The organism is Kitasatospora sp. NPDC004531 (genome assembly GCF_053602195.1).
This window is the reverse complement of sequence record NZ_JBSGDD010000077.1, coordinates 1-12,079: the sequence shown is the minus strand read 5'-3', so window position 1 is coordinate 12,079 and position 12,079 is coordinate 1. Positions and strand designations below refer to the sequence as shown.

Genomic DNA, 12,079 nt, shown 5'->3' with positions numbered 1-12,079 from the left:
GCGGGTCAGAAGCCGCGGGTGCGTTTCGCCGCCCGGCGCGGGATCAGCAGGTGCGGGGCGTCGCGGTCGCTGGCGCCGGGGTTCTTCAGGAACAGCCGGGCGACCTCGCCTCCCAGGTTGACGCCGATGGCCAGCGCCAGCGCCAGCGCGACGGCGCGGCTGGCGGAGACCAGGCCGCTGGAGGCGTGGCCCTGGGCGAACGCCAGCATGCCCAGGTAGAGCGCCGAACCGGGCATCAGCGGGCCCATCGCGGCGGTCACGTACGGCAGCGCGGAGGACGCCCGGTAGCGGGCCAGCAGCTGGCCGAACAGGCCGACCAGGCCGGCGGCCAGGCCGGTGGCGACGATCGCCGAGATCCCGGCGTTGTAGACCAGCACGCCGTAGGTGGACCAGCCGATGCCGGCGTTCAGCACCACCATCGGCAGCGCGCGCCGGTCGGTCTGCAGCAGCATCGCGAAGGCGAGGGCCAGCACCAGCGCGGCGATCATCTGGACCGGTGGGGAGGTGGTGCCGCCGATGGACTCGTCGGGCCGCAGCTTGGCGTTGTAGTTGACGCCGATGTACAGCACCAGCATCACGCCGATCACGATGCCCGCGACCAGGTACATCACCTCCAGCAGCCGGGCGGCGGCGGTGATGTAGAAGCCGGTCAGGCCGTCCTGCACGGCGGCGACCATGGCGCGTCCGGGCAGCAGCGCGAACAGGCCACCGGTGATCACCACGGAGCCGCGCAGGTGCAGCTCGTTGAAGGAGAGCAGGATGCCGCAGAGCGCGGCGGGCATCGCGGCGATCACGAACTGGTAGAACTCGGGCAGCCCGCGGCGGGCGATCAGCGAGGCCAGCCGGTCGCCGACCACGGCCGCGGCGAACGCGGCGCCGAACACCAGCCAGGCCTTGCCGTCGACCTTCCCGCCGACCAGGAACGACGCCGCGCCGGCCAGCAGCCCGGTGGCCATCGACAGCAGCCACGCCGGGTACGGGTGCCGGTTGCGGCGGATCTCGGCGAGCCGCCGGTAGGCGTCGTTGACGGTGACCTTCTCCGCGGTGATGTCGGCGACCAGCTCGTACACGGCGGCCAGCCGGGTGTAGTCGGAGGTGCGGCGGCGCACCACGCGGTCCGCGGTGACCGGCGGGTCGATCAGCGAGGGCTGGTGGGAGATCGAGATCAGGGTGAAGGTGACCTGCGGCTCGCAGTGGTCGAGGCGGTAGGCGTGGGCGATGCCGAGCATCGCGGCCTCGACGTCCTCGGCGGCCTCGCCGCTGGCCAGCAGCAGTTCGCCGATCCGCAGCGACAGGTCGAGCACCCGGGGCACGTTGCGCTGGGCCTGCGCCCCGGCGGACGGGTGCAGCTCGCGCGGGGTGCGTTCGAACGCGGGGCGCTCGGCCATCGGCGTGCGCAGCAGGGTGCGCATCCGGTCCGGCCAGGGGGCGTCGCCGGGGGCGCCCTTGTGCAGCTCCGTCAGGTCCAGGCCGTACGCGGGGGTGTACCCGGCGGCGTTCCACTCCTCGGGCGTGAGGGTGTCCTGCGCGAGGGGGTTGCGGGCCCGGACGGCCTCGGCGGCCTCGGCGGCGGCGGGACTGTGGCCGAGCAGGCCCTCCGTCTGCGCGGGCGCGGGCGCGTGCGGAACGCTGACGGGCCGTTCGATGGGCGGCGCGTCCGGCCCGAGCAGCCCTTCGGTGGGCGGCGCCTCCTGCGCCGCTGCGCCCTCCGGCTCGCGTTCGGACACGGCTTCCTCCGCCACCCCGGCAGCCGCCCGGTCGGGCTGCCTACTGGCTCCACCTTGCCCGATCCCCCCCTCGGGTGCGAACAAGGGGTCCCCCTCCCACTGCCGCCGCCGCTCGGAAACCCGAGGTCGGGGCACGGCTCCGCCCGCGGTCCGGGGTCGGGCCGCGGGCGGTGGTGGGGGTGGGCTACAGGTCGTAGTCGTCGACGATTTTGCGGTGGCGGTCGAGGTCGGTGCCGGCCGCTTCGGCGAGGGCGGGCCAGGCGAGGGGGTGGGGCCAGTGGGCAGTGAGGGTGGTGAGGAGGGCGTCGGCGTCCTTGGCGGAGGCGGTGGGCGGGACGCCGAGGGCGGCGTAGATGCCGGGGAGGGTCTCGCCCTCGTGGTGCGGGTCGGTGATGCGGTACTGGTCGCCGCTGTAGGCCCACACCGCGTAGCCGGCGTCCTGGAGGGCGCCGCGCAGGGCGTACCAGGTCTCGTCGTCGGGGCAGCAGCCGTCGATCCAGTAGGTGGTGTAGCCGGCCGGGTCGAGCAGGGTGAGGTGCTCGAAGACCGGGCGCCAGTCGTCCTCCTCGCCGGACTCGGGGCGGTCGTTGAGGACGGCCGGGGAGAACACCACCACGTCGCCGTGGTTGAGCTCGTGGCCGTCGCCGAGCACCGGCAGCACCCGGGCGGTGGCCGGGCCGGTGCGCAGGGCGGGCAGGTCGACGGTGGTGCCGTTGTGGCGGGGGGCGCGGAGCTCGATGAGCTGCCACTCCTCGTCGACGGGGCCGCTGTCGGTGTCGAACTCGATGCCGAGGCGGGCGCCGGCGGCGCGGACGGCGGGCCAGTCGCGGTTGGCGGTGGCGGCGGTGACCAGGTGCCACAGGTCGGGGGGCTGGACGGTGCGGTGCTGCTCGTCCTCGCCGGCCTCGGCGGGGTCGAGGGCGTGTTCCAGCAGGTCCTGGTAGAGCCGCTGGGCCTCGGCGTGGTCGCCGCGCCGGGTGGCCGCGGCGCCGGCGAGCCGGCGGGTGTTGAGGGCGCCGGGCTCGTGGGCGAGGACGGCGGCGCACTGTTCGCCGACCTCGGCCCAGCGGCCCTGGGCGGCGGCCCAGCGGGCGCGCAGCCAGTGCGCGTTCGCGGGTTCGGCGGACAGCCGCTCGGCGAGCCGGTCGACACCGTCGCCGTCCTGGGCGTCGATCAGCAGCTGGCCGAGCATGTCGATCAGGTACTCGCTGCCGGGGTCGCGTTCGAGCTGGGCCCAGAGCAGTTCGGTGACGGCGCGGGTGTGGCCGAGGGCGCCGAGGGCGCCGGCCAGGTTGAGCACCAGGACGGTGTCGGGTTCCTCGGCGCCGGCGAGGGCGGCGGCCAGCAGGTCGGCGCCGGTCTCCGGCTCGGGGCGGTTCTCGGCCAGCCACTGCGGCAACTCGCCGGCGGGGACGGGCAGTTCGGCGAGCGGCAGGGCTTCGGCGGCGGCCCGGAGCTCGGCCACCTGCTCGGCGATGCCTTCGGTGCGGCGCAGTTGGCCGAGCTTGCGTTCGGCGGTGCGGGCCAGGGTGCGGGCGACCTCGCGGGCGCCGCGGGCGAGGGCGAGCCGGCCGGCGGCCAGCAGCAGCACCAGGGACGGGCGGTGGGAGCCGACGGCGTCGAGTTCGCCGGCCCAGCCGGCCAGCCGGGCGCCGAGGACCGCGTCGTTGGGGAACTCGCCGGCGGCGACGAGCAGTTCGACGGCGGCGGTCCAGCGGTGCCGGATGTCGGGGAAGCGGTCGGCCTCCTCGGCGGCGGGCAGCAGGTCGAGGGCGGGGCCGGTGCGGCCGAGCGCGGCGTGCTGGAGGGCTCGGCCGACGGCGAGCTTGCGGCGGTCGTCGTCGTCGAGGCGGTTGCCGGCGGCGACGTAGGCGTGTTCGGCGGTGTCGTAGGCGTCCAGGGCGTCCTGGTGCCGGCCGAGCCGGTGCAGGGCGGAGGCCCGGCTGTGCGCGAAGCCCAGCGAGACCTTCTCGCCGGCGGCCTGGATCCGGGTCTGCGCGCGGTCGAGGTGGGTCAGGGCGTCGGCGGGGCGGCCGTCGTCCTCCAGGGTGTCGGCGTACTCGCGGGACAGGCAGTCGAAGCAGGCCCGGGCGGGTTCGACCCGCTCCAGGGTCTCCTCCAGCACGGCGAGCCGCTCGGGCACGTAGCCGGGGCCGTCGATGTTGGCGTGGCAGATGGTGAAGTCCTGGACGGCGCACACCGACTGGGGGCAGGACGCGGTCTCCTCGCGGTGCGCGAACTCCAGCAGCGACACCGCCTCGGACATCGCGGCCTCGCCCTGGTAGCGCTTGTTCAGCAGGTTCTGCAGCCGCCAGTGCCGCAGGAAGACCTCGACCCAGGGCAGGCCGAGGGCGCGGGCGGAGGCGAGCGCCTCGGGGTACATCGCGTCGAGCTGCTCGTTGCGGCCCTCGACGGCGTGGCCGGCGATCTCGGCGAGCGCGTCGGCGAGCCGGTGCTGGCCGGATTCGGCGAGCTGGCGGTGGGCGTCGTGCACCCAGGACCAGATGTCGGTGGTCATCGTTCCTCGTCCCCCTGCGGAGTGTCTGCGGAGATGGTGTCGGGCACCACCGACAGGCCGTCGGCGGGGACGGCCGCGGTGAGGGCGGCGATCGCCGTGGAGACGCCGCCGAGGGCGGCGGTCAGGTCGCCGCCGGCCGAGCCGGAGGCCGCCGCCATGATCACCTTGAGCGAGCGCAGCAGCGCGGCGGCGGTGGCGGCGCCGGTGCGGCCGGCGCGGTAGGCGGCGAGCAGGTCGGCGACGGCGGGCGAGGCCAGGTTGAGGTAGAGCCGGGCCTTGACGGTGCCGTCGGTGCGCGCGGTGAACGCCCGGGCCAGCCGCAGTGCGGCGGACGGGATGCGGGCGTCGGCCTGGTCGTCCTCGATCCGGGCCTTCAGCTCGGCCTCGCGGTCGGGCACCAGCACCAGCGGCAGGCCGGGCGGGTCGAAGCGGGCGGGGACGAGCTGTTCGCCGTCGTCGGTGAGCGCGGCGCTCAGCCAGGCCTGCTGTTCGGCGGGCAGCGGCAGGTCGGGGGCGCGGAAGAGTTCGCGGTTGCCGCTCTCGCTGCCGAGTTCGACGATCCGGCAGTCCCGCAGCTGGGCGTAGCGGCGCAGGAACGGCAGCACGGCGTACCGGTCGCCGCGGGCGATCGGCACCTGCATGGCGCGGTACAGCATCTCCTCGAAGCCGCCGCCGCTGCCGAGCGCGACGTGCACGGCGCCGTCGCCGGCGGCGCGCAGGGCGCCGGCGGTGAGGTCGCCCTGCGAGGTGGGGACGGGGACGTCGTCGGCGAGCAGGGTGAACAGCCGGTCGTCGCAGAGGGCCGCGCCGAGCAGTTCCTGGCCGTGCCGGGCGAGGATCCGCCGCCAGGCGGCGGGGTGCAGGCGGGCGGTCTCGTACAGGCCGTCGACGATGGCGTCGGCGAGGGCCTGCTGGAGGGCCCGGTAGTGGTCGTCGCGCTGGAGGTCCTCGCGGCTGGCGGTGGGGGTGAGCCGGCTGGACTCGACGACGCCGCCGATGAAGCCGGCCCAGCTGGGCAGCAGGTCGCGGGCGTCGTCGGCGAGCAGCATGCCGCGCAGGTAGACGGCGAGGTCGCGGTTGTCGGTGGAGCCGTAGGTGCCGCCGTCCTGCACCCAGAGGAGTCCGACGGCGTCGGTGCGGTCGTCGGCGGGCTGCACGGGGAACGCGGTGAGCGGTTCGAAGCTGCGGGCGAACGCCGTGGCGAAGCGCATCCGGTGCAGGTGGGGGGCGCCGGGGGCGTCCTGCCGCCAGGGCACCACGACGTTGTTGACGGCCTCCTGGTCGGCGCCGACGAACACCTCGATGGGCAGCAGCACGCAGTACCGGGCGAGGACTTCGCGCAGCGCGTCCTGGTCGGCGAGGTGGGCGTGCTCGGGCTTGAGCCGCAGCGTCACCACGGTGCCGGGCGCGGGCCGGGGGGCGGCGGGTTCGACGCTGTACTGCTCGCCGCCGCGGCTGCGGTAGGTGTGCGCGGCGTGCGGTTCGCGGTGCGAGGCGGTGGTGACGGTCACCTCCTCGGCGACCGAGAAGGCGGACAGGAAGCCCAGTCCGAACGCGCCGATGAGTTCCTGGTTCCCGGTCAGGTCGCGCAGCATCCGGGTGTAGCCGGTGCCGACGGTGGCCAGGTAGGCGTGGATCTCGGGTTCGGTCAGCCCGGCCCCGTTGTCCTCGATCGCCACGGTCCGCGCGGCCGGGTCGCCGGTCACCCGGATCAGCGGCCGGTAGGCGCCCTCCGGGTCCTCCAGTTTGCGCCGGGTGTGCGAGTCGTGCGCGTTCTGCACCAGCTCGCGAAGCGCCACCAGCGGCGTCGAGTAGAGGTGCGTGGCGAGCACGCCGACCAGGCCGCCGAGGTCGACCTCCGTGGTGCGGAGATTCTCCGAGTTCTCGGCTGCGGGAAATTCGACGCCACTTCCGTCGGCGCCGGAAGCGGGGGGAAGGCCATCAGACATGAGGCCCCAGTGTGCCAGTACGACTATCGGGCGACCACTGTTTTCGGATTTCCTCTTTTTCTGTCGATACTCGGTCAACTTCGGTCCGGGGCACGGGTGATCACCCGGGATGCCGCCAACCCGCCGAAATCCCGGGCCATTTACGGATCGGGACGAAACGGTCGGCCGCCCGCCGCGCGACTTTCGCACAGTTTGCAGGGAGACCACCGCGCCCCCGAATTACTTGCGCCGGGTCCGGGCGTAGGCGATCGGCGGGTTGCCCTCACCGGGGTCGCGCTTGACCACCTCGAACTCGGCGTTCGCCTCCAGCAGCGGCATCAGCTTCTGGAACCCGTAGGTGCGCGGGTCGAAGTCCGGCTTGCGTTTGCGGATCTGATTGCCGACCTCGCCGAGGTGCGCCCAGCCGTCGTCCCCGGACGCCGCCTCCAGCACGCTGTGCAGCAGTCCGGCCATCGCCGCGTCCAACTCCCGCACCGCCACGGGCGCCGGCTGCTGGGCCGGCACCACGGCGTGCACCACCGGCACGGTCAGGTTCTCGGTGTGGATGAACTTGTCGCAGGCCGCGACGAACGCCGACGGCGTCTTGCGCTCGCCGAAGCCGTACACCGTCAGCCCCGACTCGCGGATCCGGGAGGCCAGCCTGGTGAAGTCGCTGTCGCTGGAGACCAGGCAGAAGCCGTCGAACCGGCCGGTGTAGAGCAGGTCCATCGCGTCGATCACCATCGCCGCGTCGGTGGCGTTCTTGCCGGTGGTGTACGCGAACTGCTGCATCGGCTGGATCGAGTGCGCCAGCAGCTGCGCCTTCCAGCCCTTCAGCGCCGGGCCGGTCCAGTCGCCGTAGGCCCGCTTGACGTGCGCCGTCCCGTACTTGGCGACCTCCGCCAGCAGGTGCTCGACGATCGACGCCTGCGCGTTGTCGGCGTCGATCAGCACCGCCAGCTTCGCCGTGTTCCCGTTGTCCATGCGGCTCCCGTCGCAGTCGGCCGAGGCGCCCGTGCCCCCGGGAGCCATCCCAGCAGACCCGGCCGACATCCGGTCGGGCACCCCCGCCCCACCCGGCGGGGCGCGCCGCCCCCGCGCGGCTGACCTCGGCCGATGGCCGCCGAACGGGTCGGCGGCCACCCTGGACAGCACAAGCTACTGGCGGGAAACTTGATCCGATCAACCGCCGCCGAAGGGAGCGCACCGTGCGCCGCACCGTGTACAACGAGGACCACGAGGCCTTCCGGGAGACCATCCGGGACTTCGTCGCCAACGAGGTCGTCCCGGTCTACGAGAGCTGGGAGGAGGCCGGCCACCCGCCCCGGGACTTCTACCGCAAGCTGGGCGAGCTCGGCGTCTTCGGCATCGAGGTCCCGGAGGAGTACGGCGGCGCCGGCGAGACCGGCTTCAAGTACCAGGCGGTGATCTACGAGGAGACCGCCCGCGCGGGCGTCACCTTCGGCTCCTCCGGCGTGCACACCGGCCTGGTGCTGCCCTACCTGATGGAGTACGCCACCGAGGAGCAGAAGCGGCGCTGGCTGCCGGGCTTCGTCACCGGCGAGATCATGACCGCGATCGCGATGACCGAGCCGGGCGCGGGCTCCGACCTGGCCGGCATCGCCACCACCGCGAAGCTGTCCGCCGACGGCACCCACTACGTGCTCAACGGCGCCAAGACCTTCATCACCGGCGGCGTGCTCGCCGACCTGGTCCTGGTGGTCTGCCGCACCGCCCCCTACGACCCGGCGGACCGCCGGGCCGGCCTGTCCATCCTGTGCGTGGACACCTCCTCCGAGGGCTACGCCGTCGGCCGCAAGCTGCAGAAGATCGGCCTGCGCACCTCCGACACCGCCGAGCTGTCCTTCACCGACGTGCGCGTCCCGGTGGAGAACCTGCTCGGCGAGGAGGGCAAGGCGTTCTCCTACCTGACCCACAACCTGGTGCAGGAGCGCCTGGCGATCGCCGTCGGCGCGTACGCCTCGGCGGCCGCCGCCGTGCGGTTCGCGGTGCAGTACGTCAAGGAGCGCAAGGTGTTCGGCAAGGCCGTCGCCGAGTTCCAGAACACCAAGTTCTCGCTGGCCGACTGCCAGGCCCAGGTGCTCGCCCAGCAGGCCATGGTCGACCAGGCGCTGGAGCTGTACCAGAACGGCGAGTTGACGGTGGCGGACGCCGCCGCGGCCAAGCTGTTCTGCACCGAGTCGGCCTCCGAGGTGATCGACAAGTGCCTCCAGCTGCACGGCGGTTACGGCTACATCCTGGAGTACCCGATCGCCCGCCTCTACACCGACAACCGGGTGTTCCGGATCTACGGCGGCACCAGCGAGGTCATGCGCACCATCATCGCCAAGTCGCTCGGCCTGTAACGCTGTTCGCCAGGCGGGCGCCCTTTCCGGGGCGCCCGCCTCCGCCGTGTCCGCGGTCAGTTCGCGCTCGCCCGCCACGCCTCCAGCCCGGCCGCCGAGGCCGCCTTCGCCTGGTGCACGGTGCGCTGCGCGAGCGCGGCCGGATGGGTCTCCAACTGCCGGATCCAGCCCCGGCCCGCGTTCGCCAGGGCGACGCAGACCAGGGCCGTGCCGGTCAGTCCGACCAGGGCGCCGATGCCCGTGAGGGCCGCGCCGACGGTGAGCATGCCGCGGTTCACCTGGAAGCCGCCGATGAGTGTGTGATTGGTCGCCATGGCACCACCATCGGGCCGCCCGCCGGGCCCCGCACCCCGAACCGGGCCCGCGTTGCCCCCTGCGCGTGGCCCAGCGCGCGGCGCCCGCCGACCCTGCCTAGGGTCGGCCCCGGGGACCGACGGAGGAGGACGCGATGACCGAGCAGCCGGCCCGGATCGACCTGAACGCGCTGGCGGAGGAACACGCCGCCAAGGCCGCCGCCAGCCCGCACGGCCGCAGCGCCCACCTGCTGCTGCACGACGGCGTGCTGCGGCAGACCGTGATCGCGCTGCGCGCCGGCGCGGTGCTGGACGAGCACAACGCCCCGGTCGCCGCCAGCCTCCAGGTGCTGCGCGGCCGGGTCGCGCTGACGGTGGCCGGCCGGCAGCAGGACGCCACGGCGGGCGAGCTGCACTCCGTCCCGCAGGAGCGGCACGGGCTGCTCGCCCACACCGACGCGGTGGTGCTGCTCACCGCCGTCACCGCGTGACCAGCACCCTCGCCGACCCGGGCGGCGCTCAGGGCGCGGGCGCGCCCAGCACGTCGCCGCTCACCAGCGCCATCGCCCGCAGGTAGTCCTCGCCGCCGGGCACCCCGTCCGGGTCGATCAGCCAGTGCGCGGCCTGGCCGAGCAGCAGCGACTGGTAGAAGACGCCCTTGGCGAGCTCGTCCGGGGTGTCCTCGTGCTCGGCCTTGCCCTGGAACAGCGCGGCCAGGCCGAGCCGGCCCAGCTTCTGCGCCTGCCCCAGCTGCTCGCGCAGCTGCGGCAGGCTCTCCAGCTGCCCGAGGATCTCGAACTGCACCGTCCACAGCCCCCGGTGGGTGGCGAAGCTGTCCCGCATGGCGTCCCAGGAGCGGACGAAGCGCTCCCTCGGGTCGGTGATGTCCGCCGCGCCGGCCAGCGCGGAGCCGACCGCGTTGCCCCACTCCCCCATCGCCTCCACCAGCGCCTGGACCAGCAGGGCGTCCTTGGAGCCGTAGTGGTAGCCGATCGCGGCCAGGCTGACGCCGGCCCCGCCGGCGATGTCCCGGGCGGTGGTGCGCCCGTAGCCCTTCTCGTACAGGCAGTGCTTGGCGCTGGCCAGCAGGTCCTCGCGATTTCCCATGCGCCGATGCTAGCGCCGTCCAAGACGGTTGTCTTGCTCGCCCGTCTGGAACGTTTGATTGAGACGCTTGTACTAGACAGCCGTGCAAGACGTCCGTACAGTCCTCGCCATGACCACCGACCACGGCCGCGCCGGCCGACGCGAATGGCTGGGCCTCGCCCTCCTCCTGCTGCCGACCCTCGTCCTCGCCATGGACATGGGCGTGCTGTTCTTCGCCGTCCCGTTCATCGCCACCGACCTGCGGCCCAGCGGCACCCAGCAGCTGTGGATCATGGACATGTACTCGTTCCTGCTGGCCGGGCTGCTGATCCCGATGGGCGTCCTGGGCGACCGGATCGGCCGGCGCCGGCTGCTGATCGGCGGCACCGCCGCGTTCGCCGCGGTCTCGCTGGCGGCCGCGTGGGCGGACGGCGCGAACCAGCTGATCGCCGCCCGGGCCCTGCTGGGCGTCACCGGCGCGGTCTTCGGGCCCTCCACCCTGGCCCTGGTGCGCAACATGTTCCCCGACCCCAGGCAGCGGCAGGCCGCGATCGGCGCCTGGAGCGGCGTCATGATGGCCGGCGCCACCCTCGGGCCGGTGGTCGGCGGACTGCTGTTGGAGCACTTCTGGTGGGGCTCGGCCTTCCTGGTCGCCGTCCCCGCGATGGTGCTGACGCTGGTCGCCGCGCCGTTCCTGCTCCCCGAGTACCGCGCCCCGCAGCAGGGCCGCTTCGACCTGGCCGGCGCCGCGCTGTCGGTCGCCACCGTGCTGCCGGTCGTCTACGGCGTCAAGACCCTGGCGGTGGACGGCTGGACGCCGCGCCCCGCGCTGGTCCTCGCCGCCGGGCTGCTGGCCGGCGCCTGCCTCGCCGTGCGGCTGCGCACCGCCGCGCACCCGCTGATCGACCTGTCGCTGTTCCGGATCCGCACCTACAGCGGGGCGATCACCGTCAACACCATCGCGATGTTCGCCATGATGGGCTTCTGCCTCTTCACCTCCCAGTACCTGCAACTGGTCAAGGGCTACGGGCCGCTCGCCGCCTCGCTGTGGGCGCTGCTGCCGAGCGTCGGCGTCGGCGCGGCGGTCGGCGGGTTCGGCGCGCTGGCCGGGCGGGTGCGGCCCGCGGTCCTGCTCACCGGCGGCTTCCTGGCCTCCGCCGCCGGGTTCGCCGCGATGGCCTTCGTGGTCCCCGACTCGTCGCTGGTGCTGCCGCTCACCGCCGCCGGGATCATCTCGGCCGGCGCGGTCGGCACCGTCGGCATCACCGGCGAGATGGTGCTCTCCGCCGCCCCCGCCGAACGGGCCGGCGCCGCCGGAGCCACCTCCGAGACCGCCCAGGAACTCGGCAGCTCGCTCGGCATCGCGGTGCTCGGCGCGGCCGGCGCCGCGGTCTACCGCTCCGAGATGGACGCCGCCGCCCCCGAGGCCGCCCGCGACACCCTCGGCGGGGCCGTCACCACCGCCGCCCAGCTGCCCGCCGACGCCGCCGAGCGACTTCTCGCCGCCGCCCGCGACGCCTTCACCTCCGGCCTGCACCTCGCCGCGGTCGTCGGGGTCGTGGTGATGCTGGGCGCCGCCCTCGCCGCCCACCTGCTGATGCGCCACCTGCGCCCCGCCGGGCAGCCCGCCCCGAAGAACTCCCAGGTGGTTCAGACCACATGACTCGGATCACCTGCATTTCGGCCGCTGTTTGCCGACGGGTGTATACGTTCGCCGATGAGGCCAGGCATACTGGCCGAGTCGGGCTTTCCGCCCGGCCCAGACGTCACAGCGAGAACTTCCACGAAAGGACCGGTGGTCAGGGATGTTCCGTAACGGTCTTGAGCCCTGGCACATCGCCATCATGGTGGTGGTGCTGGTCCTGCTGTTCGGCTCGAAGAAGCTGCCCGAGATGGCCCGCGGCCTCGGCAAGTCGATGCGCATCCTGAAGGCCGAGACCAAGGCCCTGCGCGAGGACGACGCCCCCGCCGAGGCGAAGAACGGCACCGCCGCCTCGCAGGCTGCCGAGCAGCCCCGCCAGGCCGTCGAGCCGACGGTCGTCACCAAGGCCACCGAAACGCCGAAGACCACGGCCTGACGCCCCGCCGGCCCCGGGCCGGCGTCGCGCGAGCCCCGAGGAGCCCCGGACCGCGGTCCGGGGCTCCTTCGTCGTACCCGAGT

10 protein-coding genes are annotated in these 12,079 nt (G+C 73.8%); 4 read left to right on the top strand and 6 right to left on the bottom strand.

Features of this window, described 5'->3' with window-relative positions:
- Positions 1-5: 5 nt before the first annotated feature.
- From ACWEMJ_RS25805 to ACWEMJ_RS25790, 4 genes are all read right to left on the bottom strand, one after another.
- Complete coding sequence (locus ACWEMJ_RS25805) at positions 6-1,727, bottom strand: threonine/serine ThrE exporter family protein (RefSeq protein WP_452139504.1); 1,722 nt, start codon at positions 1,725-1,727, stop codon at positions 6-8.
- 184 nt (positions 1,728-1,911) lie between these two features.
- Positions 1,912-4,245, bottom strand: a complete 2,334-nt coding sequence (locus tag ACWEMJ_RS25800; RefSeq protein ID WP_452139503.1) for a tetratricopeptide repeat protein — start codon at positions 4,243-4,245, stop codon at positions 1,912-1,914.
- Entirely contained in the window at positions 4,242-6,194 is a 1,953-nt protein-coding gene (locus ACWEMJ_RS25795; RefSeq protein WP_452139502.1) for an ATP-binding protein, read from the bottom strand. Before ACWEMJ_RS25795 ends, ACWEMJ_RS25800 begins: the two co-directional genes overlap by 4 nt.
- 219 nt (positions 6,195-6,413) lie before the next feature.
- Positions 6,414-7,157, bottom strand: coding sequence for an NYN domain-containing protein (locus ACWEMJ_RS25790; protein ID WP_452139501.1), 744 nt, complete (start codon positions 7,155-7,157; stop codon positions 6,414-6,416).
- Between the two features lie 224 nt (positions 7,158-7,381).
- Between ACWEMJ_RS25790 and ACWEMJ_RS25785 the strand changes: the two genes are divergently transcribed.
- Positions 7,382-8,539 carry an acyl-CoA dehydrogenase family protein gene (locus tag ACWEMJ_RS25785; protein ID WP_452139500.1) on the top strand — a complete coding sequence of 386 codons (1,158 nt, stop codon included), beginning with the start codon at positions 7,382-7,384 and terminating at the stop codon, positions 8,537-8,539.
- 56 nt (positions 8,540-8,595) lie between these two features.
- On the opposite strand, the gene ACWEMJ_RS25780 is transcribed toward ACWEMJ_RS25785, so the two are convergent.
- Positions 8,596-8,853, bottom strand: coding sequence for a hypothetical protein (locus ACWEMJ_RS25780; RefSeq protein ID WP_452139499.1), 258 nt, complete (start codon positions 8,851-8,853; stop codon positions 8,596-8,598).
- A gap of 134 nt (positions 8,854-8,987) precedes the next feature.
- Here ACWEMJ_RS25780 and ACWEMJ_RS25775 point away from each other — a divergent pair, with 134 nt between their 5' ends.
- Positions 8,988-9,323, top strand: coding sequence for a cupin domain-containing protein (locus ACWEMJ_RS25775; RefSeq protein ID WP_400891073.1), 336 nt, complete (start codon positions 8,988-8,990; stop codon positions 9,321-9,323).
- 28 nt (positions 9,324-9,351) lie between these two features.
- Here ACWEMJ_RS25775 and ACWEMJ_RS25770 read toward each other — a convergent pair whose 3' ends face one another.
- A complete protein-coding gene (locus tag ACWEMJ_RS25770; RefSeq protein ID WP_452139498.1) occupies positions 9,352-9,939 on the bottom strand; it encodes a TetR/AcrR family transcriptional regulator in 588 nt (195 codons plus the stop codon).
- A gap of 109 nt (positions 9,940-10,048) precedes the next feature.
- Between ACWEMJ_RS25770 and ACWEMJ_RS25765 the strand changes: the two genes are divergently transcribed.
- Positions 10,049-11,581, top strand: coding sequence for an MFS transporter (locus ACWEMJ_RS25765; RefSeq protein ID WP_452139497.1), 1,533 nt, complete (start codon positions 10,049-10,051; stop codon positions 11,579-11,581).
- Positions 11,582-11,723: 142 nt separating this feature from the next.
- The gene (gene tatA, locus ACWEMJ_RS25760) at positions 11,724-11,996 is read left to right on the top strand and encodes a Sec-independent protein translocase subunit TatA (protein WP_452139496.1); all 273 of its coding nucleotides are present in this window, start codon (positions 11,724-11,726) and stop codon (positions 11,994-11,996) included.
- Positions 11,997-12,079 lie beyond the last annotated feature (83 nt).